The organism is Corynebacterium sp. ES2775-CONJ (assembly GCF_024814515.1).
In the GTDB taxonomy this organism is placed as follows: Bacteria; Actinomycetota; Actinomycetes; order Mycobacteriales; family Mycobacteriaceae; genus Corynebacterium.
Genome location: NZ_JANUXT010000006.1, coordinates 36792 through 61191, shown reverse-complemented (window position 1 = coordinate 61191; position 24400 = coordinate 36792). Strand labels below are relative to the sequence as shown.

Here is a 24400-nt window from a genome sequence, read left to right as displayed (position 1 = left end):
ATGGGAATCGGCACTTTTTGGCTATGGGTGGGCTGCAGCGCTCAATATATAATGCTCACCGCGGCGCGGATGGGCGCGGTGAGGTCGATAATATGAGAAATTGGACTTCTTTTCAAACGAGACCTTATATTTCTAATGATCGAGCAATTTGCGGTGCAGAATTTCGAGAATTTTTGCTCCGTCTTCACGCAGACCATCGTGCTGGTAATAATTCGTCATATGCATCCTCATATCTCCTAAGGTATGTGCTGTAGCTAGGGATAATTCAAAAGGGACGAAGATGTCATCCACGTACACAGCTGCGGCCATGCGCGATGCACCGGCAAGGATCTCGGGGTTATAGGGAGAATGCGTAAATTCGTGGTGGGCCAGTTTCTCCGCGGCCTCCTTAAAGGGCTGTAAAGCTGGATCCTCATCAAATTGCCACGGATAGATATGCTCGCCCGTCAGATAGTAATTCTCTGCTGTAATGGGGTCGAGATCCTCGGCGAAACCGTCTATAAGATTCCGCATTCGCTCCGCTGACCATTTCGTGGCTCCTAATCCGCCGACTCCGGCATAAATGGACTCGTGAATAGCTCCATAGAGCGGACCCTGTTCGAAACTTACCTGTGCAGAGATCCGATCGAGGACATCGCGGCGGAGCCGCTTCTCTCCTCTAACTATGTGGAAGGGTTCTTCCAGCAGCCACGCCAGATCCATAAAACCGCTCCCGCGGCCTAGGTTTATCCCAATAGTTCGAAAGCGACGCGAACTCAAGCGTTCCCCGGTGGGCAAGATCTCCTCGGAGTTATCAAGGTGATAAGCGATCTCTCGAATCCGGCTCTCAGCCCAAGGGATATGCCGGTAGAATTCCTTATGCCGCTGCGCTAGCTTGCGGTAGGTATGGGTATAAACTTCATCAGCGCAGTGGTGGATTGCTGGAATTCCACCAGTGAGGTAGGCCTTGTCAATGACCTCGGGGTGCAGGGAATAATAGCTATGTATACAAAAACCACCGTAGCTCTGCCCCATGACACTCCACTGATCAATGCCAAGATATTCTCGGAGCGCCTCAGCATCAGCGATAATATTTTCTTGCCGCAACAATACGAGACGCTCGAAGGTTCGATCGCGGGGATCACTAGCAGCGTCGATCCGATGCGAATACCCGGTGCCGCGTTGATCCAGCAGGATAAGGCGATAGTGTTTCAACATAAAGCTCAGCCAACCCGACGCTGATACCGGCCGCGGCGCAGGAAAACCTGGTCCACCATGGAAATACACCATGGCGGGAAGATTCTCATCGGCGTAGATCTCACGAGCAAAAAGAGTGAAAGTATCAGAATCTTTGTCGCTAGGATCCCACGGTACCTCGAGTCGGTGGTCAACGATGGTGTGACCAAAATACCGCATGGGTTGGGTGCTTGTTGCGTTCATGCCGTCAATTGTAGGCAGGGTTTTAGGCAGCGTACAGCGAGCACACCACCCGCTAGCGATTACACTTTATTCATGATGTCTATTTCAATTCCCGAGCACCCTATGAGTCCAGACGATATTCACACCCGCTATATGGCTCTGAAAAAGGAGATCAGCGCCGCCGCGTCTGATTACGGTCGCAGCGATGGCCCCGATATCCAACTTTTGGCCGTCTCAAAAACCTTCGATATTGAGATAATTAAACTCGCCGTTGCAGCGGGCATCAAGGAATTTGGGGAGAATCGTCCCTTAGAGATGGCATCCAAAGCCCAAGCACTCCCGGGTTTGCAGTGGAATATTATCGGCCCTGTCCAGCGCAATAAAGCGCGCGAGGTTGCCCAGTATGCCACCAGGCTGCATTCACTCGATTCTGTGCGCTTAGCCCAGGCTTTAAATAAACGCCTTCTGCACTTCGATCGGCATCTCGATGTACTCATTCAGGTCAATACTTCGGGCGAGGAATCTAAAAGTGGAATTCACCCGAGCGACGCTGAAGCGATAATGGCCGACATTGCTCCGCTCGAACGCCTACATATTCGCGGACTGATGACAATTGCTCCTTATTCTCCGTCGGAGCAGGTTGTCCGAGGGGCTTTCGAGCGCCTGCGGCTGCTGCGTGATCGACTCCTGTGCGTTATACCCGATGGGGTTGAACTGAAGGAATTATCGATGGGGATGAGCAGTGATTTTCGCTGGGCCATTGCCGAAGGATCCACTATTGTGCGGCTAGGAACAGCCATATTTGGCCATCGGCCGACCTCAGTTTATTCCTAAAGCTGTACTCCTAGGCATACGATCTTTGGGATCATGTGCATAAGAAACAGGCCGGTTTCCGGTAACGCACATGGCCCTTATTGGCGCTATACTGTTAGCGCACTCGCGACATTAGGGCTAGGAGTGATAGCCCTGGTGCCGCTTTCCCTTTATACAAAAGCTATGTTAAAGCTACGGATAGATGAGGTCACGATGCCGGATAGCGCTGGAGCCGATGACGTATTCGGACGGCGGATGCAACGAATTTTCAACAGCCCCATCGCTGATGCGCTGATTCCGCTGGCCCTTGCAGTGGTGCAATCCACGCCCCTAATCTGGCGCAGAATTCCTGCCATTTATTCCTATATGCTCGACGAAACTCCACCTCGCCAGGATTTTGCCGCAGCCACCCTCGTAGGCATCAGCCCAGATCCTCAGCACGAGGGGGTCGAACGGTGGTCAATCGGCAGTCCGAGTATGCGGCGCGTCGTCGAGGTTCAGGTGGTACGCCCGCGTGATAGCGATAGCCCCGCTCCCACCCTCGTGCTACTTGATGGGGTATCGGCCCCCAAGGAGTCTGGTTGGCTTCGCGAAGGTCAGCTCTCGCAGTTCCTCGCCACCACTAATGCCACGGTGGTCATGCCTACCCAGGCACCTGGTTCCCTCTACGAGGACTGGGTGCACGACGATCCAGTTGTGGGCCGCCACCAATGGGAGTCTTTTATCAGCAAAGAACTGCTCCCCATTATAGAAGATCCTCTCAATGGTATTAAAGCTAACGGACACCATATTATCGGCGGATTGTCTATGGGAGCCGCTGGAGCCGTACGAATTGCGGCCCGTCATCCCGATATTTTCCACGGTGTTATTGGTCTCTCAGGCTGCTATTCCACGTCTGGGGCTCTCGGACGTGGAATGGTTCTAGCCATTGTGCGCTGCGTGGGGGCGGAACCCGATAATATTTGGGGTCATGGGATGACAAAGCGACGCTTGGCCGCAGATATTGCGGATCATCCTCACGGGCTCGGAGCACTTCCGGTTTATCTTTTTACCGCTAATGGTCGTATCACGGATGAGGATATCAGGCTGCACCGCGGCCATCCTCGCTATGAACTACCAGGTGCGGTGGTTTTGGAAAAAGCAGCCTATCGCTCGACCCGCATCCTTATCAAGCGCATGCGCGAACTGGGCCTCCCACAGCCTGAAACTGATATTGGACATAGCGGGGTGCACGCGTGGGCTTATTACGGCCCCCAGCTGTGCAAAGGGTGGAACTCGGTCTATAGCCGCGTGTCCGACAAAGAGCCGGCTAGTTCCTAGCACCGAAAGCTGCACATCCAGATCTCGCCGAGGACCTCGTAGACCACCACCAGATAACCATCATGGTAGGCAAGGTCGATATACCCGCACGGCCCTGTGTGGAATCGCAGAGGCGGTTTCTGCGAGATAGGCTGGGTGGGGTCTGAGTAGGTGTGGGGGTCGACGATCTCTAAGAAACCGTCCTGTCGCCCTGCTCCGCTGTAGGCGAAGACGAGGCCGTGAGGCGTATCGACGAAGCTGGCATTGCAGGCTGCAGCCGGGGGCGTGGAGGAAAAACCAATAGTATTCCAGCTGCGCCCATAATCGGAACTGATTGCCCTATAGCGGCCAAGCTCCCCTGTTTCATAGGCTGAGGTACGGCGCGCGGAGAGATATAACTGGCCTAAGTGAACGCCGTAGCAGGTTTCATCCATATCGTCGCCGATAACCTCTCCCACACTCCACGTGTCACCTTTATCGTGGCTAATCAGTGCGCGATGCCACGTTCTGCCCTGGTGGTCGCGCATAACGACGGGAAGAATCCAGTGCCCCTGGTTGACTACCGCATGCCCAGAGGTCACAAAAGCCCCTGCATAATCGCCGACAACCATATCTGTGAGAGAGTGGGTTCTAAAGGTGCGTCCACAATCGTGGGAGATCGCAATTTCACTGTGCAAAACCTGGTCGCTGTCACGGCCTTGAGAGCCGAAGAATCCCACCGTATGACTGCGCGCATACACTACTGCGAGGTTAACACCATCCACAATGATGGCGGGATCAGAGAATCCCTGACGTGGATGAGTGGATCCGGAACGGAAGATCTCGTATTCAATAGGTCCATCGATAGTACCGCGACCGATAATGAGCGAATTGGGATTTGGTAAATCGCTAGGCATCGCGCCGCCAAGCCCGGTGTCGTCGTCAGCCGGCAATCTGCTATCACATAAGAGCAGCACATCACTCCCATCGAGGAATGCAATGGCTGGGATCCGAAGTTCTACGGTACGGGGATCAACGGTGCCGGCGGCACTTAGCTGTGCGGCATTCACGAGAAGGTGGGGTGGTTGGTGGGGGATCATAAATGTCGATGGTACAGATGATGGACCGGGGATCACCTTGTGATTTTACCCACTAAGTACCCCCGATTATCCCCCATCTACCGCATTAATATCACAGAGAAAATACCCCCTATCACCCCCAATAGACTCGCCGCATATACGCCCCACAATCGGGGGCTCCACACCCCCTACCCGATTAGATAAGTTCGGTAAAAACTGCTACTTTCACCCCCTTTTTCCCGATTTACCACCCCCTAAGTTCTATAAAACCAGTTTCAATAGCGGCGAAAACTGCACATTTTCGGGTTATAACCCTAACTGCCCCTGAACTGCCAAAAGTCCGAGCGGGCTTATTTGTCAATAAGCCCACACATTGAATCTATGGAAATTCTTATTAGAACGGGTAGATTGGTTCAAGGTAAGGACGTTGAGGAACAGCGTGCCTGCTCAAAAGCGGCATGCCGGAAGCGGTGCACGTCGAAGTCATACTTCGACCATCCAGGGGCGCCGAGAACTTTAGGGATTATTCCTCAGCACTACAGTCGACTTAGAAAATTAATATATGCAGAAAGGTCAAAGACTACTCGTGAGCACCACTGCTTGGCAGGATTTTGCACCCGGAAATTGGCAAACAAATATTGACGTTCGCAATTTCATCCTCGAAAACTACACCCCCTACGAAGGTGACGCCTCATTCCTTGCAGGCCCCACCGAAAAAACTCTCCGCGTCTGGGATCAACTAGAAAATAACTACCTCAAAGTGGAGCGCGCGAAGCGCGTCTACGACGTTGATACCGAAACCCCCGCGGATATCGACGCCTTCAAAGCTGGCTATATCAGCGAAGACGATGACGTTATCGTCGGTCTGCAGACCGACACCCCACTCAAGCGCGCCATGATGCCTAACGGCGGATGGCGCATGGTTGAGACGGCCATTCGCGAGGCTGGGCTTGAGCCAGATGAGCGCGTCAAGGAAATCTTCACGAAATACCGCAAGACCCACAACCAGGCGGTCTTCGATATCTACACTCCTCGCATTCGCGCGGCTCGATCTTCCCATATCATTACCGGCTTACCCGATGCCTACGGTCGCGGCCGCATTATTGGCGATTACCGCCGTGTAGCCCTCTACGGTGTGGACTTCCTCATTAATGAGAAGAAGGCCGCAAAGGATTCTGTCAATGGTGCAGATTTCTCTGAGCACTGGGCACGCTACCGCGAGGAGCACCAGGAGCAAATTCGCGCCCTCGAAAAGCTCAAGACCATGGCACAGTCTTATGGTTTTGATATTTCAGGCCCCGCGACCACCGCTAAAGAAGCCGTGCAGTGGACCTACTTCGCCTACCTCGCCTCTGTGAAGAGCCAGGATGGCGCCGCTATGTCCATCGGACGCCTGTCTGCCTTCCTCGATGTCTACTTCGAGCGCGATCTCAAGAGTGGATTGATTACCGAGGCTGACGCTCAGGAAATTATCGATGCTCTGGTTATTAAACTTCGCATCGTCCGCTTCCTGCGCACCATCGATTATGATCAGATCTTCTCGGGCGACCCTTATTGGGCAACCTGGTCCGATGCTGGTTTCGCCGAAGATGGTCGCCCCATGGTCACCAAGACCTCCTTCCGTCTGCTCCAAACCTTGCGCAACCTCGGGCCAGCACCAGAGCCTAATATCACCATCTTCTGGGATCCGAACCTGCCTAACGGTTATAAGGAATTCTGCTCGGCAATCTCCATCGAGACCTCCTCAGTACAGTACGAGTCCGATAAGCAGATTCGTGATCGCTGGGGCGATGACGCAGCCATTGCCTGCTGTGTATCCCCGATGGCGGTTGGTAAGCAAATGCAGTTCTTCGGCGCTCGCGTCAACGCTGCCAAGTCCCTCCTCTACGCCATCAATGGCGGCCGTGACGAGGTGACTGGCAAGCAGATCGTTGAAGGATATGAGCCTGTTCAGGGCGATGGCCCACTCGATTTCGACGATGTGTGGAATAAGTACGAGGCCATGCTGGACTGGGTTGTTGGCACCTATGTGGAAGCCCTCAATATCATCCACTACTGCCATGACCGCTACGCTTACGAGTCCATCGAGATGGCACTGCACGACTCTGAGATCATTCGTACCATGGGCTGCGGCATTGCTGGCCTGTCCATCGTGGCAGACTCCCTAGCCGCCATTAAGTACGCCAAGGTCACTCCCGTTCGCGACGAAACAGGTCTCATCGTCGACTACGTCACCGAGGGCGACTTCCCGATCTACGGCAATGACGACGATCGCGCCGACGATATTGCGGCCACCATCGTGCACACCGTGATGAGCAAGATCAAAGAGATCCCACTCTACCGCGACGCCATTCCTACCCAGTCGGTGCTGACCATCACCTCGAATGTGGTCTACGGCAAGGCTACTGGTGCATTCCCATCCGGCCACAAGGCTGGTACCCCATTTGCACCGGGCGCTAACCCAGAGAACAGCCTCGACTCCCACGGTATGGTTGCTTCCATGCTCTCGGTGGGCAAGCTGGATTATGAGGACGCCCTTGACGGCATTTCGCTGACCAATACGATCACTCCTTCCGGCTTGGGCCGTACCAAGGAAGAGCAGGTTGCGAACTTGGTTGGCATCCTCGACGCTGGCTTTATCATGGATACTTCCTGCCCAAACGGGTAGGCCATATTCCAGACTAAAAGTCTAGAAATTGGGGCTCATCTTCGACTAAGATGGGCCCCAAGCAGGAAAAATCCTCAAATATTTGAGGTGCATATACAACTACTTAGTTTCAGAAAGGTTCTACCCAATGTCTGCAAAATCCTTCGAAGAGCGCATGGCTGATATGAAAGCTGCCCGTTCCCGCAACAATATGGGCTCTGGCCTCTACCACGCCAATATCAACGTGCTCGACCGCGCTACCCTAGAAGATGCTATGGAGCACCCAGAGAAGTACCCGAACCTAACCGTTCGTGTGTCCGGTTATGCTGTGAACTTCGTGAAGCTCACCAAGGAGCAGCAGCGCGACGTTCTCTCGCGTACCTTCCACCACAACGCTTAAATAGAGCGTAGATCTTCGGACGCGCGAAAACTGATAATTTGCAGCTTTCGCGCGTTTTCTTATACTTCTTTCGAGGACGTGAACTTTTACTATGGCTGATGGAATTAACACCACTGTAACTCTCGCCCCTGGCTCGGGCCCGCGTATTCGCGGTGTTGCCCAGGGTATCGGTGCAGGCATCGACCTCACCATCGAACGCCCCGAACTCATTGCCGCCCGTCGCACTGGCGATATCGGCCTCGTTCACTCCTGGGAGCTTGTCACCGCCGTCGACGGCCCAGGCACCCGCATGACACTCTTCCTCTCGGGTTGTCCACTACGCTGCCAATACTGTCACAACCCCGACACCATGGAGATGAAGGAAGGGACCCTCGAGAAGGTCGAGGATATTGTGCGCAAAATCAAGCGCTATTCCACCGTCTTCCGGGCCAGCGGCGGCGGGCTGACCATTTCCGGCGGCGAGCCCCTCTTCCAAATCGCCTTTACCAGGCGAGTGCTCAAAGAGGTTCATGATGCCGGCATTCACACCTGCATCGATACCTCAGGCTTCCTTGGCTCACGTCTGAGCGACGACGATCTTGAAAATATCGATCTCGTGCTCCTTGACGTTAAAAGCGGTATCCCGGAGGTCTACCATGAGGTTACAGGGCGCATTCTGCAACCCACCTTGGAATTTGGCGATCGCCTCAACGCCCTCGGTAAGAAAGTGTGGATACGATTCGTCCTTGTTCCAGGACTCACTGATTCCGAGGAGAATATCCAGGCAGTCGCCGATATTGTGAGCAAATGGAAGGACAATATCGAGCGCATTGAGGTCTTGCCCTTCCACAATATGGGTGAAGATAAGTGGAAGAGCATGGGGATGAAGTACACCCTCGAGGGGGTCAAACCTCCCACACCAGAGTCAGTGGAGAAGACTCGAGACGTCTTTAGACAACTCGGCTTCACCGTTTACTAAAAAATTTACCCGCGTGCCAAACTTCTGGCATGCGGGTAAATATTTTAGGGCTTTTCTAGAACGGCAACTAAAAATTCAGAATCGGCTTCGAAAGGTCGTCCATCCCAACTCTCTAGCAGCAGTGACTCTTTAAAACCAGCTTCGCGTGCCATCTCGAGAAAGTGGGGAAAGAGCCAGCCACGGCCGATTCCAAACCCAATAACAGCGCGACCGTTCGCGCTCAACACTCGCGCGATATTCTTCAAAGCAGGCAACCTTCCCTCAGGTGGCAGGAAGCCCATCACATTGCCGGCTGAGACAATTAGATCGTAATTGTCACCCGGGAGTGGATCAACGCATAAGTCCCCGACCTCCCACCGCGCCTCGGGGTAATCCTTGCGAGCATAATCAATGAGCACGGGATCGAGATCTGTGCCTACAACATGGTGACCCTGCTGGGAGAGGTATCCACCTATCCGGCCTGTTCCGCAGCCGGCGTCGAGGATTTTCGCCCCCCTGGGCGCGAGCGCATCAATTAAACGTGCTTCACCAACGATATCGCGGCCCTCCGCTTGGAATCGATACCAGCGCTGGGCGTACTGCTCGGAGTGGTTGGGGTTATGGTCGAGAATTTCTTTCCATGTAGGCATAGCCACAGTGTATCGAGGCCTGTTGGCAATTACGAGCTGTCGAAGGCTCATGTCCTAAGCACCGAACACGACGCTCTCACTAGCAGCGGAAAGTCTTACGTAGCGACACCGCTGCGTAACAGCGCCCTCAGTATGGTCGTACTGATTCTTGTAATCTCGAGGCGTTTCGCTCCCTAGCTAGGTAGCGGGGATCCGTCACCCCATGCATCGCGGCGTAGCCCACACACAGATCCTTTTGATTAAGCTGAGCCATCCTTCCCCGCCGCAAATTTATAGGGGGACGATTAGATCCAAAGCTAATAGTCTTTCGAGCATTTTCTTAGGATCTGATTCCTGCCAGCCAGTGATTTCACCATGAGCGTTTTCGTATTCCAGGATATATTTATCGTTTTTTACGATACCGAGCAGATAGTAATCAGTTCCTCTCCGCATGTGTAATTCAATGAAATCAGAGATTCTAATCGCTGGTTCTATGGGCATGTGGAAGGTTATAAGCGCGTCGAACAGCTCGTGGACCCACGTCCTTAAGGGCTCGGGGGCGCCTTGTACTGCCATATATCGGCGGGCATGCAGGGCTTGACTGCGCTGGTGGTCGCTGAGGGCGAGCGTAGGATCAATGGCTCCGTGCTGAGTAAGAGCGGTCCGAATCTGGTCAATCTCTTCATACTCTTCTTGGCTATCTATTTCGTTGACAAATATCGCCTGGAATACATAGCTGCCAGTACGGCTTATCGTTACGCTAATCTCGTTGAGGTTAAAGGCCCAGTGAAATTCTGGGCATGGGGTGCCGGCTACTAATATTTCACCGAGTTCGCAGTCTTTGACCCCCACCCACTGGCGCAGTGCGTCCATGAGGGCTGCGGTCGCTCTTTCCTGTGCTTGATTGAATCTACTCATCATTCTCCTTCACCCGCCCCATGATCTAAACCACAGTTTATATGGCACTGTTCGTTTAACCACAAGGGGTCGCTATTCCTAGGACTTTTCGCTGCGCACACGGCTAAAATTCTCCCTACACTACTTCGATTTGCACACTCCCAAGGAGATTTTTGTGACTTCCGCTGCAGGCATTACGCCGCCTATACAGCCACCTATTCACCCAGTGGATCAAGTCCCCGGTGCCTCGCGGCTCGCCGCTCTCGGCCTTCAGCACGTTCTGGCATTCTACGCCGGTGCGGTTATCGTGCCCCTTTTGATAGCAGGATCGCTCAATCTCGACGCTGAAACTACCATCCACCTCATTAATGCCGACCTACTGACCTGCGGCATTGCTACCCTGATTCAAGCGGTAGGCATTGGAAAGCACGTCGGTGTGCGCCTTCCTATTATTCAAGGCGTGACCACTACTGCGGTCGCCCCCATCATCGCCATCGGGATGGGAGTCACCAATGGTGAAGGTGGCCTTGAAGCCCTGCCAACGATTTACGGAGCCGTGATCGTAGCAGGGCTTTTTACATTTTTTGCCACCCCCATATTCGCTCGCTTCCTAAAATTCTTCCCCCCTGTTGTGACAGGTTCTGTCCTCCTCGTCATGGGTACTTCGCTCCTTTTTGTCTCAGCTAATGATTTCACCAATTATGCTGACGGCACCCCGGCCACCAAAGATCTCGCGTACGCAGCTGGCACGCTGCTGGTTATTATTCTCGCTCAGCGCTTCTTCAAAGGATTTCTCGGTACTCTTGCCATCCTGATCGGTTTGGTTTCGGGCACCACGGTGGCATTAATTCTAGGCGATGCCAACCTCGATAAAGTTGCCGAAGCCGCTCCTATTGGGATTACTACGCCTTTTTACTTCGGTATCCCGCAATTTAATATCGCGGCCATTATCTCGATGATTATTGTCATGATTATCACCATGGTGGAGACGACGGGCGATGTTTTTGCCACTGGTGAGATCGTGAAAAAACGAATCCGCCGAGATGATATTAAGCGCGCGCTGAGGGCAGATGGTCTTTCCACCTTCCTTGGCGGCATTATGAATTCCTTCCCTTATACTTGCTTCGCCCAAAATGTCGGGCTGGTGCGGATTACGAATGTGAAATCGCGCTGGGTTGCTGCGGCTGCTGCTGGATTTATGATCATTCTCGGCCTCCTTCCCAAGGCGGGCGCCATTGTCGCATCGATTCCTTCCCCCGTGCTCGGGGGCGCCTCACTCGCAATGTTTGCTGCAGTTGCCTGGGTGGGAATGCAAACCATCGCGAAGGCTGATCTCAACGACAATCGCAATGCCGTCATCGTGAGCACCGCTCTCGGTTTGGCCATGTTGGTGACCTTCAAACCGTCAATTGCGCTGGCTCTTCCCGAGTGGTCACGTATCTTCGTTTCCTCGGGCATGTCTATCGGAGCTATCGCAGCGATCGTGCTCAATCTCCTCTTCTTCCATATCGGGAAACCGGCGGGCTCGGATATCGCCCGAACGGGCGATAAGGGAGTATCTTTAGCCGATCTCAACGCTATGAACAAGGCAGAGTTCGTTGCGGCACTGCGGCCGCTTTTCAATCAGCAAACCTGGCCGCTGGAGCGCGCTTGGCAATCTCGCCCCTTCGCTGATATTAACGAGCTACGCAGCGCTATCCAGGTATCTGTGCTCACCGCCGGCGAAACGGACAAACTCAACCTGATTAACGATTACCCCGATATGGCGGCTCTCTTGATGGCCGATACCGTCAGCTCGCGAGAAATTTCCTCCGACCGTGGTTCTATCGGTATCGATGATCTCGATGACGTAGAAACCCAACGGATCCAAGATATCTCTCGTGCTTATAAGGAACGCTTCGGCCTTCCCTATGTGGCCTACCTTGATACTACTGACACTGTGGAATCGATCATTGAATCGGGTATTCGCCGATTGGGCAACTCCGATGAGCAAGAGCGGCGCGTTCTTCTCGCCGAAATTGTGGAAATCGCCAATGATCGTTTCGATCTCCTGCTTGCCGACGCCAACCCTGTTCGGTCGGCGTGGGATCGAAAGTTTACTGAAGTCGATTCTTAAAATACCCCGTAGCAGCCCCACCGTATCTGGTGGGGCTTTTTTCTGGCTCAATGCTTATGGCCTGGCGATGGATTTTTGTGCTTTGGCATACTCTCGTTGGCTGTGAATGGGAGCAATCTAACAGTATGAAAACCCTTGCGAATAGCTAATAATTGGTTAAGAATCTAAGAAAGGTACCGAGCACCCTCGGAACTCATGAAGAGAAAGAAGAACCATGAAGATCGCTCGAATCGAGTGGCACGGTCGCGAGCTATATGCCCGCGTTGATCAGGAATACCACGTGCTCGACGCCGACAACCTCACTGCTGCTCTAACAGCTGAAGAAACTGGCGAAAAAATCCCTACATCGGCACGCCTCCTCAGCCCCGTCACGCCATCGAAAGTGGTCGCCCTCGCATGTGCGTATCTAGCCGATGATCGGCCCTTTGATCCCGAGAAGGATCGCGCTCCGTTTATTTTCTTCAAGCCGAGCTCTGCGGTTGTGGGCACTAGGGATAATATCGAGGTCCCAGAAGTAGCACGCGGATCCATCTTCGAGTCTGAACTTGCAGTGGTGATGGCCAAGGATTGTAAGAAAGTGACCGAGGATGAGGCCCTAGAATATGTGCTGGGCTATACCATCTGCAATGATATGTCGGCACCAGCATTGATGGGGCAGGATGGCCAATGGTCGAGGGGCAAAGGCCTCGATACCTTCTGCCCAATCGGCCCGTGGATCGAAACCGAACTCGATAACCCTGATGATGCTCATATCACCGCCCACCTTACGCGCAACGGTCAGCGCCTTGACCTCGTCGATTCATCTACGCGGTATCAAATATGGTCCGCTGCGCAGGCCATTTCTTATTGTTCGGAATATATAACGTTGAAGGCGGGAGATGTGATTAGCCTGGGGTGCCCTCCAGGTCCTATCCCTGTGGAGGAAGGCGATACGGTTAGCATCACCATTGATGGGATCGGTACCCTCGAGAACCCAGTACACTTCATCTAAAGTATCCTTGCCAGATTTCTGACCCGGCAGAGCTCATACCTATCCGCTCACACCAATAAGCCTATTGGTGTGAGCTTTTTCTTGTCTCATAGCCGAAGCGCCCTTTTTAGGCGGCGGCTGATACGCCTAGGCAAGTGATCGAAGCGCGCGCGCTAAATCTTCGTAATCCTGACGAATAACTGCAACAGGACGCACGACCGTCGCGGTAGATATTTGTGCGATCTCCTTCTTTAGTGCCCGCCGCGTCCGCGCTTTAACAACCGCTCCAATCACCCCACCAAAGGCGGCTCCCATCAGGCTGAGAAGTATGCCTATAAGTATTCCTCCAAGTATCAAAAGGGTAGGATAAGGCCATCCCTCAATGGCGGGTATGAGGCTATCGCCAAGCAGCGGCGTGAGCACCCCAGGGATGAAGGCGACAGCGAGGTACCACAGCACCCCCATAAGCGCCATAAAGAGCGCTATCCATTGGATGAAGGTCGAAAGCCCCCACGCTGCCGAAGGTTGGGCGGGCAGTTTCGTGCGCGCTGCTGCTCGGTCCAACTCTTCTGGAAGTGCGTGGGCGCTGTCGTTTCCTTGCTCAATGACCGCTAAATCCCACGGGTGCGGTAATTGATCTGCCACTGCATGCGTATAGGTGCGCACCGCCTTATTGGATATCGCTTTACTTGCGGCATCAAGGGCAGGCAATGAACTGCGGTGCACATCGCTGTGATCCTGCTCCTCCCGCAATCCCAAGCGTCGCAAAGGATCGGGGCGCAGTTTTAGTACCCAAGTCAGAAGGGGTGAACCTGTGCGTAGACCTAATCGCCGTCGATACGCTGCGGCAGTAATCTCAGCGAGGCGATCGACCCCTGCTGCCTGGGCTAGGGAGCGATCAAGCTCCTTTTTAGCGTGCGCCCCTACTTGCCCATGACGGGCAGGCACCAAGCGGTTACTCAGAGCGTGAATATCTGCTACTATCCGAGCACTCTGAGCGTTTTTGCTCGCCGCTATAGTGGCGATAGCCTCGCGCAATTCGGTGATACCACTTCCCGTAAGAGTGGAGGTTGCAAGTACCGAAACATTGTCTAACCCGTCATCGTTTAAAAGCCCTGTTAGCGATGCTGTCACCTCCGGTATATCGGCGGGGGCTAATCTGTCAGCTTTATTGAGCACGGCAAGGGTGACAGCGGAATGACTCGCATGGGGCCGAATAAAATCCTGATGGATAATCCGGTCGGCATATTTCTCCGGATCGGTCACCCACACGAGCACATCAACCTGGGCTGCCAACCGGCTCGCAATTTCTCTATTACTCTGATCAACTGAATCAAAATCTGGGAGATCAAGCAGAATAAGCGGCCCTGACTTTGCGGTGAAACTACCCGTACGGGTGCGCCGGTCTTCAATACCTAACCAGTCGAGGAGTTCGCTGGCCCCCTCTGGTTGCCAGATCGCAGCTAACGGTGCCGAGGTTGTGGGGCGTCTCGGTGAGGAGGCACCCAAATCTTCTCCGACTATGGCATTAAAAAGTGATGTTTTCCCTGAGCCTGTGGCACCGAAGAATCCCACCACCGTGTGCTCAGATGACAGTTTTCTCCTCGCAGCCGCATGAACAAGCACTTTATTCATAGCGTCGCGATCCTCTGGGGAGAGATACTGAGATGTGAGCGCTGCTTCGAGGGCATGAAGACGGTGCTGAAGTTTAGACATATTTAACCTCTGCGAGGGCTTGACGAGCTGAGCTTCTCAGCGCTTCAGCTGGGGTACCTACAATGAGCTGCTCAGTCACCGGTTGGTAGCGAGCCCGCTCATCAGCCATAAGGATTGCGACGCGTTCATCGAGATCCTGGCGCGCGCGTTTCGCCATGCGCCTGACGGCTTCCTCACCGAAGATCGTTTCCAGCAATTTCTGGCCCAATACCGCTGAGCCACCTGCGATAGCGATCTCACCACCAGTTAGCCCTGCCGTGGAAGCGAAAACCACAATCATAAGTGCGACGGTCACCGCATTGAGTCCGAGTGAGGCGAGGCGAGCGGTCATGCGTTTAGAGGCAGCGTTTTCCTCAATATAGCGCACCAAGTCTGCCTGCCAATCCCGCACGAGCGTTGCGGCCCGTTCGGATATCTCTTCACCGGCGCGGGCTAGATCATGAGAAGCCTGATCGCGTAGCTTGGGCGCTTGGGAGCCGAGGTAGGACCAGCATCGCCCCGCAGCCGTATCGGCGGCGTCGATAATTACCGCATGAAGGCCGGTTTCAATCTGCGTTTCCACCTCGCGCAGTGGGGTGGGTTTGCCGGTAAAAAAGGAGCCCACTCGATCCCGGGCGAGAGAAAACCAGCGATCAATCACTCGGAACGCGTCCGAGGTTCCCACAAAATCTTGCCACCGCGCCATGACTTCGGTGCGCAGCAAGTGTCCATCTGAGGTGGCGTCGATAATATGCTGACAGGCCCTCGAATAGGCATCATCGAAAGCTACAGCTAGCTGGGTTGCCTGCTCATGGCGACGATCATAGGAAACGGCCAATTCCTCGGTGGCTTGAACGAGTTGATCTAGGGCACCGGCTACTGTTCGCAGGGAGATCTCTCGACGCGCGGCGGTATCTAGTGCAAGGTCGTGGAGGTAAGTGGCAATAGATTCCACCGGTAGTAGTTCGTGCTGGACAAATGGCACCACAAATACCTCGGCGTCGAGTTTGCGCTCTTCGAGCATTCGGCGCAGATCATCGGGAACCGTGTCCGCTGCTTGTTGATCCATACGGTTGAGAATCACAACGACCTCAATATGTCGGGCAGCAGCATCGGATAAGAAATTCCACACCACTTGATCTGCGTAACGTGCCGGTGTGGTCACAAAGACCCATGAATCTGCGGCGGCCAATAACTGGGAGGCCAAGGCGCGATTGGTATCATCGATGGAATCAAAGTCGGGAGCATCGATCAACGCTAGGCCAGCTGGGATGAGATTCGATTCGACAATGCGCAGGCTCAGCGCTTGGGTATCAGGTTCCCCGTGTTCACGAGGAAGACCGGGAAGCACGCGCTGCGATCGAAAATATGGCGCATCGGCAGTATTCGTAATAAGGGTGGGTTGGCGGGTAGTTGGCCTAATAACCCCAGCGGCTGTCACGTTTTCCCCGACAATCGCGTTGACAAGAGTAGACTTGCCGGCCCCCGTTGAACCCCCCACGACTACGAGGAGTGGGGCATCAAGATCAGTGATCCTCGGGATAATATAGTCATCCAGCTGATTCTTCAGTGTCTGCGCTTTAGCGGCATCTGCAGGGTATACAACGCCATCAAGGGTGTGGCGTAAGAGCTCAAGGGTCCCGTCCATGTTTTTCATTCTTGCAGGAAAATTGAAGTTTTCACAGCCCGACTCAGTATCACGCGCAGCAGCTAGACCACACACAGTAAAAAGGCGCCCACAAAAGTACCACACGGTTGGCGAGGAGAGCTTCGAAATATCTCCACTCTGCACAACAATGCCTGCGCACAAGGAATCTCAAGCCTCCAGCCAGTCATACGGATCAGTCTGTGCGCTGCGTTGCAGAAAGTACCCGTACTGCCTCAGACATAACGGCAGCCCGGTCAACGGTTCTCGCTCTGTCGCGCGAGGTGGCTGCGATCGTAGTTCACCTCGACGCATCTTCCTGGGCATTCTCTGGTGTTTATGCCCTCGGTGAAGTGATTCAATGGGTCCGGGCAAGCGAGATTATGGTGAGATACTGCAGCGATGAAATCGTGCCAAGAAAAATCAGCCCTCAAGAAACACCACGGCGAATCGAGCCGCGAAACCAGCAACCATAGACACAACAACTAACCAACCGTGAACTAAAATGAATGACACCAAGACCACAACAGCACCACCAAAGCGCCCCAGCACAATCACCGTGCCAGGGCGCTCATGGTAGGGATTGGTCGCACACTGTCATCTACTGCTGCACACCGACAGGAAAATGGAGACATGTAGAAACCTCAACAGCAGGTTTTACGCCTCAAAAGACTTCTTTTTCTAGAGCTTTTGCGCTAAATGCGAGGTTAGTTAAGGTAGTCACCATCCCAACTCCGATAAAAGACTGGAGGACTCCTACTCCCTCGTGCGAACACTAGGCTGCGGCACCCCAAATTCTTCCATCGCGTCCGCAATAGTCGGCCACTGTTCTATCTCGGCGTTTCCTTTAAGGAACCACCCCGCAATGGTTCATATATCCGCCTTAGCGCTCTTAGTTCGGCGTGTGTTGGTTGTTGCGAGTGTCTGGCGTTGGGCTTGGGCATAGTCGCCGTTGAGGTCGAACTTTAGACGTTCTGCGGTCTTTTTCCCGCCCCTGCGCCCTATGGTGGCGAGTGCTTTGCGTTCGCTGCTGGTGGCTTTCTCGCTAGCGCTGTGGGCTTTGTAGACCGAGCTTGTGCACGTGGTGACGTATCCGCGTATGCGACTGGCCATGGTTAGGCGATTTGCTGCGGGTGACATGTCTCCCGGTCGCCCGGCTGCTCCGTGTTTGTAAGCGACTTTTGAGGCGTGTTCGTTCACGTCAATAATCAGGGAGTCTTTTAGACGCTTGCCCTCGTTGGCTGGGCATAAGGTGGCGATTTGGGGACTATAGCCGTTGGCTCTCGAGCTGCTAATTACTGATGCTTCGGTGTTATTTGAAAGCGAGACAGTAAAGACTGCCCGTCTGGCCGACCAGCACCGCGAGTGATCTGTTCTTGGTTCCCCTCGAAATGTGAACGCCAACAGGTGGTTGAGAAAGATATTGATTTACTGTACAACGCTCCTTGGAGGGGCGGATTGTTGCAGCTTATAAAACCGCTATCCAAGTACGTACCGCCAGTATCCGTGCATATCTCACGCAGCTGAGCTACTACGCGGAGCCCATAGCTCCCACACTCTATGAGTGTATCGTGCGCGTAGAGTCTCTTTTTTCTCAGAGGGACACTGTTGTGGTTCGCAGTCCCACCCTTCGAGAGCCGGAGTAGGTATTTTCAACTACCTCCTTTGGTTTGGCCATCACTGGCCATTACTGGCCATCAAGATACTCCCCTACCTCACCGCTTAGTTCCTCCGCAGCAGGCACGTACGTGGGGTTGAAGAGGTCGGGAGTCTGACCCGAAGCGAAGTCTTCAAGAAGGTAGATATAGCTGCCGCCCATGAGGGCGAAATAGTCAGACAGTCGATTAAAGGGCAGTCTTCGAGGGAGCACAAGCACGCAGCGATCGAAACCACTGAGGTTGGTCTGCGCGAAGGTTTCTGGGTTATGTCGTAGGTGGGTGATCAGTTTCCGTTTTGCGTTCTTTAAAATCTCACGTTGTTCAGACATGATATGTGGGTCCCATAAGAAGCGAAGCCAAAGACTCACCTTGGAAGGATCCGCGCCCGCCGACTGCACACAGCAATCAGCAAAATACTCAAATTCGATATCTTTAGCGCTCAGTCCGTGGTACTGCTTCGCTAGTGCTGCCCGCATTGATTGTGCAGTTCGATCGAAAGTAGATCCAAATTTTTGGATTGGCCCATACAGGCTATATATCCCCCACTCATAGGGTGGACTGCCGATTTTCTCGTGCTCCAAAAGAACCCGCAACCCCATTCTGGTGAGCTCTGTGGACCGACCCGATCCGAAGTTACGGATGAGAACCGGGAATCGCCCTGTTAGTGGGATATCCGTATTCATGTTCTCACTGACTTTCTGTGGCGTTGTACCGTGGGATCAAACTGGGGATGCGGCCTGCTCGGGGGCAAAGTACTTGCGGAGTCCATCGCGGACAATGTCAACGTCGTGGCTGGTTCCAAGGAGCTCAAAGCGGTAGAGCTGGGGAACGTGACACTTTTGCGAAATGACCTGCCCCGCGGCGCAATAGGCCTCCCCAAAATTGGTATTGCCCGCACTAATAACTCCGCGAATAAGTGCGCGGTTTTCGGGGATATTCAAAAATGCCTTAACCTGTGGCGGAACCGCGCCTTTCATGCTGCCTCCCCCATAGGTAGGCACTATGAGAACGAAGGGGCGGTCTACTCGAATCATCCCCTCTTGCTTGGGTTTCAGGGGAATTCTCGCGGAGTCGAAGCCTAGTTTTTGAACGAAGCGATGAGTATTTTCACTCACCGACGAAAAGTAAACGACGAAGGGGGTCGACGCGGTTGCGCTCTCGATGGTTCTCACTTCCTTGGTGGGTTGTAGATGCCCTGTGATATCTGTCAGGCAGGGCTTAACGCAAGCGATTCGCTTATCCGCTAGCGTCGCTTGTTCCATCCTATCAGGATTAAAAACTTAGGGTACCCTAATCTTTAGGCTAGTCCTTGGAACTACCCGCGTCCCTCGTGTTCTCTTTCCGCCGTTGCCACTCACGCCACAAAACAAACGCTATCACCAGCGCAATGATGATGAGGTCGATCATCATCCACCAACTCAACACCGGCCGCCATGATTGAGAAATTTCCGGCATTTCCCGAGGCACGCGTTCAGCAGACACTAGGAGACGATCGGTGTTGATGCCATATGGAGTGCACGTGATAAGAGTTAACTTATCGACGCCAGCTTCGTAGGTCACAGCCTGATAGTCATCTGGGGCAACAACCTGCCTTCCGGTCACCCGGTAAACGAGAACTTCTCCTAGAACATCAAGGTAGATCTCCGCGCCATCTTTAATGCGCGGGAGATTATCAAACATACTGGCGTTAACCATCCCCGTGTGTGCGGAGATGACCGAATTTGTCCCTGGCCCCCCAACTGGCACATCAGAGCCGAACATATGTCCAGCACCGTGGTAGAGCACCTCGGGGCGCGTGGTGTGGTAGACGGGTAAATCGATATCGAGTGATGGGATCGCCAATCTGGCGATCATGCCAGAAGTTTCAGGGGGATTGAGGGTATCCAGATACTCGTCGTAGCCAGGCGATTCGGGCGTGGGAGTAAAAGCGTGATGTCCGCTTTCCGCCAAGTTTTGGTTATATACGTGGGCTTTGTGGAGATATTCGCGTACCACCTCGCTCGGCTCAATCTCTCGCACCTTTTCAGCGTAGCTGCGAGCCCTCGTATCCAATTGATAATCGGTATACAAAGTCGAGACAATGGGGAAAAGCAATACCGCTATCCCAAGGATGATATTCAGCATCCCGCGGCGCCGTTGGCTTTTGCCTCTACCACGCTTAGGGGCATGGTGCGTGGGCTTAATACGTGCCACTGCTGCCACTACAGATCCCGTTCCTCTCTATGATTCCCGCATATAACGCCACAGGCCAAATCCAAGAATGATCACACCCAGAAGCAGGAAGAGTACCAGCGACTGCAATCCAGTTTGTGGCAACATTTGAGCCACAGCTGCAGATAGTCGCAGCGCATTAGCACCAGCGATATCACTAACCTGTTGGAGATTTTCCTGCCCAGTTGTCACTGCCGTGACCTCAGCTGCAGAACCACGATAGTGATAAAAACGACGAGGGTCCCCGGGGATCTTGACCTTTATCGAGCATTCGACCTCCGCCTCGGCGTCAAGGGTTTCTATCTCGCACGCTGCAGCGGGGATGAGGCCATCATCGGATATCAGGAGCGTTTGACCGTCTGCGAGGATCTCCGCACCTGCAAGAGAAGGATCACGAAGTGTCACTGCTTCCAGAGGAATAGTCGAGCGATTACGAACTATGTAGGTTATATCCATGGCTTCCGCTTGCGCTGGAAGCACAACGGTGCCTGCAACCGCTTCGGTGAGGGCTGAAAGCCCTGCCCCCTTGATGCGCTTGTCCAGTGCGATTCCAGGAATGGTATTGCGGGCAGTCACTGTCCATTTATCCCCGTGCCTATCGGTATCCTCCGCTTCGGCAACGGGGAGAACCGTGAAGGTCCACGCGGGCCCTTCAGTTACCGCACCCTGACTCATTGCAGCCTGGTTGATCTCGCCTTGATCGATGCGATACCGCGGAGAAATATCATGCGGTTCCCACTGCGCCTGAGGAATCGTGTGATGATCGTCGATCAATTCGGTGACCTGGCATGTGGTATTGACGGGCACGTCTTTGAAGAGATGAGTCTCACCAGACCGTAAGGTGAAATCAGAAGGCTCACAATTGGAGCTGAACTGGAATTCCTGGCTAGATGAGACTGCACCCACCGCTTCCTTATGAAAGCTGACTGTCACAGTGGCTGTTCGGAAAAAAGTCTCCGAGGCGAGGGTGAGAGCCACGTCCTGATTCGAAGGCGATGGAACCGTATTCGGGGTTGAAAACTTCACAACTGGTTGCTTCATGGTCGAATCAACTCGGGTGTCCGCGCTTAAGGGATCTCGCGGGTTCCGGGAGTCTGCGACTCCCGCGTAGTCCCAGAGTCCCATCTGACTATAAGGTTTCCTGTCATCGGCGGTTACCGCGAGGTCTGGGCGCGCCTGCAGAGCACTGCCATCGAGCTGGTATTCGCAACGAGCACCAGCGGGCAGCTCTACGATTATTCCACCCTGTGGCGGTTGCGCCATAGCAGCGGAGTAGTCAGCAGCGCTCGTAGCCTTAGCGAGGGTTGTAGCTGATGAGAAATCTTCTCCGTTACAGGTAATCCTATTGATGAACTCAGCCTGTTCGAGTCCTTGAGGAGCCCCGTGTTGGATATTCACGATGCGTACTGGGACACTGCGCAGTGCGAACCATGCCGATACAGTGATGTTTGGAGAGCGCTGCCCTTGAGTATCCCTGATTTCGATAACAGGTTGCTCGGCGGTTAGCAGCGGAATTGTCCGCTCTCGACCTTCGCGGATGGTCACGGTGGACTGGTCTCGTAGCAACCTAGCCTGAGGATAGTTATAGGAGGTATCGAGATCGAGTGCACACAGGGAACCGACAGGGACTCCTTTTACCTCAACAGACTGGCCGGGTGCAGCCGCAACTCGCCCCTCGAGAACCGTCTCCTGCCCAGCTACACAACGGTAACCAATGCTCAGATCGCGGTTGGGAACTTCCCCTACCTCCCGGGCTGGGCCGGCGGCTGCTGCAGTCACCGTTACCGTCGTAGTTTTATCGTACGCGGTATCAATAGCAAGGTTACTCACAGAACCATCTTCATCTTTTAACCGGAATATATAGTCCCCCGACTGATTCTGCTCAATATTTTTGCCATCGAGGACAATATATCGATGGCGCAGCACAATATCAGGGTTGTCTACCTTGAACTTTGGAGAAAGCGTACACATAGAGCCCGCGGGAAGCCCTGGTACTCTTGTCGCCTTGGTCGTGGTCACCGTTCCGTTTTCATTACGCAGCTCCACGGCCACTATGCGTTCGTCCACGCCTTCGCACGTCAAGCCGAAGTTGACCTGGCGTTGTTGCCCGGGGGCTACCAGCGTTGCAGCCGCACTCCCTCCGAGCTTTTTCGTCACATTAAGGGCGGTCAATTTCCGCTCATATGTGTTTATTGCCACGATCCGGTTCGCTGAATCGTCCTCAGCACGAAGCGTGAGAGAAGGAGAAGTCCCTGCCTGTTGCTCGGGATTCCAGGTGAGTGTGTGTTTGTAACCATCGGGCACGTCGTCGGTGGAAAGATCCTCACTGACGTGGCACGTCGCGCCCTCGACGAGCCCGTCGATTTGATGGGTCAGCGTGCGATCGCCGCCCTGCCCCAGCACGAAGTCTCCGTCGAGTTGCTGATTGCCGAAGGCTTTGTCGAAGCCTGGAGGGGGTGTGCATTGGTAGCGGAAATTGTAGGCGCGGTCTGTGTGTGGATCGAGGCCGTCGATCCTTTTCTCCACAGTGAGAGAGGCCCTATTGAACTTAGGCTTCCACTTTACTGCGCAGTAGACGGGCTCATTTTCTGCGTTTGCGTAGGTCACTGTGGAAGTATTATCGCCGTTAGTTACCACGAAACCAGCTGGGAAATTTCCCTTTTGCAGCTTTCTGTTCCCTAATTGACAGGTCCATTCGGGATCGTATCTGTCGAAGACATTAGTACCATCTGGGGTGCGGGCCTGAGAACGGAAAGTATAAGGATCCGAGGCTCGAGGGATCCCTCCTTCGTAGCGCACCGAGCGCAGTAGCGTGGCGAAGGGTGCAGCATCCTGGCGCGCTGGTTGATCGGTACTCGAATTCACAACTGCTTCGAATTCATCCTTGGTAGAACCCGCCTCAAAGTCGAAAACAGTCTGATTCCCGAGAATTTTGGTCTCGGCTGAGGTATCAGCATCGACATGGCCGCCTATACGCCCCACATTGAGCGCAATGGCGACGCCTTGTTTACCGCCGCTCGTGCTCGACGTATAGAGACCAATCTCTAGAGAAGTGGGATTTTGAATGGAGGTTAAGAAGGCTCCGGGTTGGGTCACAGTATAATCAACTAAGCACGCGTAGTCGAAGGTCTTTCCGTCGACTTCCCAGTTAGCTGCAGCTCTAGAACCCCAGGCATTCCTACCTTCAAACGTGAAATTTAGGGTACTCGCCCATTTGCAAGTTCTACCGTCGTCGTTGTAGAGCAAGAGAGGCTGAAGGATTTTCCCGCGCGAGTCGGCCTGTAAAGTAATCGCCTCATGGTAGCTGTTACTGCGTGTTGTGGTTCTTTCGGCGTCCATGACCACGAGGTCGTATTTCTTCAACTCGCGATTATCTCGGCCAATCACCCGGATATCGCTCAAACGCACCACGGCGTACTTTTTTCCCTCTCCCCCAAACGTATGCTTCAGATATGCTCGCAGCACGGGTCGCTTAACTTTAGCCCCCGCCTTGCTCAGTTCGAGTCGGTCACTAGTTAACTGCTCATTTCGCCCTGCTTCCGTGGAGAGGCCGAAGTTAACCATTCCGTCACGATCATACCCAAATATCGACTTGTCATCTCCAGAAATAACTTCCGAAGTCACATCCATAAGATAGGAACTGCCCGCTACTATTTCAGCATTGAACTCAAGGGTGAGATCACCAATCTTTTGTCTCACCAGTTGCGGCCCGTCCCATGGATTATCAATTTGGCTAAGATCTAACCAGCATAATTGCGGAGCGAAGAGCTCGGTTTCCGACCCCGGGCTGGACACGCGAAATTCGCAACCCTCATATTCCTGAGTTGGTGTGGGGATCACCCGAGACGCTACCGGAGTTGCGGAGAAATCCGATGCATCCTCAGCGCGCGCTAGAGTATTGGGCCCGCCAACAACTATAAGAAGCCCCATGAACACGATGACTATAGCAATCAGGGCGTACCCCCGGTGCACTATGCTTGTCAATATGTTTCCTCGATAATCTCTGGTTTTAATATGAATCTGTGCT

19 protein-coding genes are annotated in these 24400 nt (G+C 53.7%); 8 read left to right on the top strand and 11 right to left on the bottom strand.

Annotated features, from left to right (window positions below; all coding sequences use genetic code 11):
- Positions 1-132: 132 nt before the first annotated feature.
- On the bottom strand, positions 133-1419 hold the full coding sequence (locus NXT01_RS08120) for an alpha/beta hydrolase (protein ID WP_259079839.1): 1287 nt from the start codon (positions 1417-1419) through the stop codon (positions 133-135).
- A gap of 72 nt (positions 1420-1491) precedes the next feature.
- Between NXT01_RS08120 and NXT01_RS08115 the strand changes: the two genes are divergently transcribed.
- Positions 1492-2232: a YggS family pyridoxal phosphate-dependent enzyme gene (locus NXT01_RS08115; RefSeq protein ID WP_259079838.1), complete on the top strand. Its 741-nt coding sequence runs from the start codon at positions 1492-1494 to the stop codon at positions 2230-2232.
- Between the two features lie 162 nt (positions 2233-2394).
- The gene (locus NXT01_RS08110) at positions 2395-3531 is read left to right on the top strand and encodes an alpha/beta hydrolase family protein (RefSeq protein WP_259079836.1); all 1137 of its coding nucleotides are present in this window, start codon (positions 2395-2397) and stop codon (positions 3529-3531) included.
- Here NXT01_RS08110 and NXT01_RS08105 read toward each other — a convergent pair.
- Positions 3528-4589: a sialidase family protein gene (locus tag NXT01_RS08105; protein ID WP_259079835.1), complete on the bottom strand. Its 1062-nt coding sequence runs from the start codon at positions 4587-4589 to the stop codon at positions 3528-3530. The two genes, NXT01_RS08110 and NXT01_RS08105, sit on opposite strands and share 4 nt — an antisense overlap.
- A gap of 565 nt (positions 4590-5154) precedes the next feature.
- Here NXT01_RS08105 and NXT01_RS08100 point away from each other — a divergent pair.
- The 3 genes from NXT01_RS08100 (at position 5155) to pflA (ending at position 8573) form a co-directional block, all read left to right on the top strand.
- Positions 5155-7236 (top strand): pyruvate formate lyase family protein, encoded by a 2082-nt coding sequence (locus tag NXT01_RS08100; RefSeq protein WP_259079833.1) that lies wholly within the window; start codon positions 5155-5157, stop codon positions 7234-7236.
- A 127-nt stretch (positions 7237-7363) separates the two neighbouring features.
- Positions 7364-7615, top strand: a complete 252-nt coding sequence (gene grcA2, locus NXT01_RS08095) for an autonomous glycyl radical cofactor GrcA2 (protein WP_259079829.1) — start codon at positions 7364-7366, stop codon at positions 7613-7615.
- Between the two features lie 91 nt (positions 7616-7706).
- A complete protein-coding gene (gene pflA, locus NXT01_RS08090) occupies positions 7707-8573 on the top strand; it encodes a pyruvate formate-lyase-activating protein (RefSeq protein WP_259079828.1) in 867 nt (288 codons plus the stop codon).
- Positions 8574-8617: 44 nt separating this feature from the next.
- Here the strand turns inward: pflA and NXT01_RS08085 are convergent, their stop codons facing one another.
- Positions 8618-9202 (bottom strand): bifunctional 2-polyprenyl-6-hydroxyphenol methylase/3-demethylubiquinol 3-O-methyltransferase UbiG, encoded by a 585-nt coding sequence (locus tag NXT01_RS08085; RefSeq protein ID WP_259079822.1) that lies wholly within the window; start codon positions 9200-9202, stop codon positions 8618-8620.
- Positions 9203-9472: 270 nt separating this feature from the next.
- A complete protein-coding gene (locus tag NXT01_RS08080; RefSeq protein ID WP_259079821.1) occupies positions 9473-10099 on the bottom strand; it encodes a hypothetical protein in 627 nt (208 codons plus the stop codon).
- Between the two features lie 154 nt (positions 10100-10253).
- Between NXT01_RS08080 and NXT01_RS08075 the strand changes: the two genes are divergently transcribed.
- On the top strand, positions 10254-12194 hold the full coding sequence (locus tag NXT01_RS08075; protein WP_259079819.1) for a solute carrier family 23 protein: 1941 nt from the start codon (positions 10254-10256) through the stop codon (positions 12192-12194).
- 214 nt (positions 12195-12408) lie between these two features.
- Positions 12409-13185: a fumarylacetoacetate hydrolase family protein gene (locus NXT01_RS08070; RefSeq protein ID WP_259079817.1), complete on the top strand. Its 777-nt coding sequence runs from the start codon at positions 12409-12411 to the stop codon at positions 13183-13185.
- 126 nt (positions 13186-13311) lie between these two features.
- On the opposite strand, the gene NXT01_RS08065 is transcribed toward NXT01_RS08070, so the two are convergent.
- Positions 13312-14880, bottom strand: coding sequence for a GTPase (locus tag NXT01_RS08065; protein ID WP_259079815.1), 1569 nt, complete (start codon positions 14878-14880; stop codon positions 13312-13314).
- Entirely contained in the window at positions 14873-16507 is a 1635-nt protein-coding gene (locus NXT01_RS08060; RefSeq protein WP_259079809.1) for a GTPase domain-containing protein, read from the bottom strand. Before NXT01_RS08060 ends, NXT01_RS08065 begins: the two co-directional genes overlap by 8 nt.
- 200 nt (positions 16508-16707) lie before the next feature.
- Here NXT01_RS08060 and NXT01_RS08055 point away from each other — a divergent pair, with 200 nt between their 5' ends.
- On the top strand, positions 16708-16980 hold the full coding sequence (locus NXT01_RS08055) for a hypothetical protein (RefSeq protein WP_259079808.1): 273 nt from the start codon (positions 16708-16710) through the stop codon (positions 16978-16980).
- A 394-nt stretch (positions 16981-17374) separates the two neighbouring features.
- On the opposite strand, the gene NXT01_RS08050 is transcribed toward NXT01_RS08055, so the two are convergent.
- The 5 genes from NXT01_RS08050 to NXT01_RS08030 form a co-directional block, all read right to left on the bottom strand.
- Positions 17375-17644, bottom strand: coding sequence for a hypothetical protein (locus NXT01_RS08050; protein ID WP_259079806.1), 270 nt, complete (start codon positions 17642-17644; stop codon positions 17375-17377).
- 547 nt (positions 17645-18191) lie between these two features.
- Positions 18192-18845 carry a hypothetical protein gene (locus NXT01_RS08045; RefSeq protein WP_259079804.1) on the bottom strand — a complete coding sequence of 218 codons (654 nt, stop codon included), beginning with the start codon at positions 18843-18845 and terminating at the stop codon, positions 18192-18194.
- A 36-nt stretch (positions 18846-18881) separates the two neighbouring features.
- Positions 18882-19424 carry a class Ib ribonucleoside-diphosphate reductase assembly flavoprotein NrdI gene (gene nrdI, locus NXT01_RS08040; RefSeq protein ID WP_259079796.1) on the bottom strand — a complete coding sequence of 181 codons (543 nt, stop codon included), beginning with the start codon at positions 19422-19424 and terminating at the stop codon, positions 18882-18884.
- A 40-nt stretch (positions 19425-19464) separates the two neighbouring features.
- On the bottom strand, positions 19465-20364 hold the full coding sequence (locus NXT01_RS08035; protein ID WP_259079794.1) for a class C sortase: 900 nt from the start codon (positions 20362-20364) through the stop codon (positions 19465-19467).
- A gap of 18 nt (positions 20365-20382) precedes the next feature.
- The gene (locus tag NXT01_RS08030) at positions 20383-24357 is read right to left on the bottom strand and encodes a DUF5979 domain-containing protein (RefSeq protein WP_259079791.1); all 3975 of its coding nucleotides are present in this window, start codon (positions 24355-24357) and stop codon (positions 20383-20385) included.
- Positions 24358-24400 lie beyond the last annotated feature (43 nt).

Excerpts from the sequence above, each read along its gene's own strand:
- NXT01_RS08085 (WP_259079822.1), bottom strand. The coding sequence starts at position 9,202 with ATGCCTACATGGAAAGAAATTCTCGACCATAACCCCAACCACTCCGAG.
- pflA (WP_259079828.1), top strand. The coding sequence starts at position 7,707 with ATGGCTGATGGAATTAACACCACTGTAACTCTCGCCCCTGGCTCGGGC.
- NXT01_RS08070 (WP_259079817.1), top strand. The coding sequence starts at position 12,409 with ATGAAGATCGCTCGAATCGAGTGGCACGGTCGCGAGCTATATGCCCGC.
- NXT01_RS08105 (WP_259079835.1), bottom strand. The coding sequence starts at position 4,589 with ATGATCCCCCACCAACCACCCCACCTTCTCGTGAATGCCGCACAGCTA.
- grcA2 (WP_259079829.1), top strand. The coding sequence starts at position 7,364 with ATGTCTGCAAAATCCTTCGAAGAGCGCATGGCTGATATGAAAGCTGCC.
- NXT01_RS08060 (WP_259079809.1), bottom strand. The coding sequence starts at position 16,507 with ATGGACGGGACCCTTGAGCTCTTACGCCACACCCTTGATGGCGTTGTA.
- NXT01_RS08045 (WP_259079804.1), bottom strand. The coding sequence starts at position 18,845 with ATGAATACGGATATCCCACTAACAGGGCGATTCCCGGTTCTCATCCGT.
- nrdI (WP_259079796.1), bottom strand. The coding sequence starts at position 19,424 with ATGGAACAAGCGACGCTAGCGGATAAGCGAATCGCTTGCGTTAAGCCC.
- NXT01_RS08115 (WP_259079838.1), top strand. The coding sequence starts at position 1,492 with ATGATGTCTATTTCAATTCCCGAGCACCCTATGAGTCCAGACGATATT.
- NXT01_RS08065 (WP_259079815.1), bottom strand. The coding sequence starts at position 14,880 with ATGTCTAAACTTCAGCACCGTCTTCATGCCCTCGAAGCAGCGCTCACA.
- NXT01_RS08050 (WP_259079806.1), bottom strand. The coding sequence starts at position 17,644 with ATGTCACCCGCAGCAAATCGCCTAACCATGGCCAGTCGCATACGCGGA.
- NXT01_RS08080 (WP_259079821.1), bottom strand. The coding sequence starts at position 10,099 with ATGAGTAGATTCAATCAAGCACAGGAAAGAGCGACCGCAGCCCTCATG.
- NXT01_RS08120 (WP_259079839.1), bottom strand. The coding sequence starts at position 1,419 with ATGAACGCAACAAGCACCCAACCCATGCGGTATTTTGGTCACACCATC.
- NXT01_RS08110 (WP_259079836.1), top strand. The coding sequence starts at position 2,395 with ATGTTAAAGCTACGGATAGATGAGGTCACGATGCCGGATAGCGCTGGA.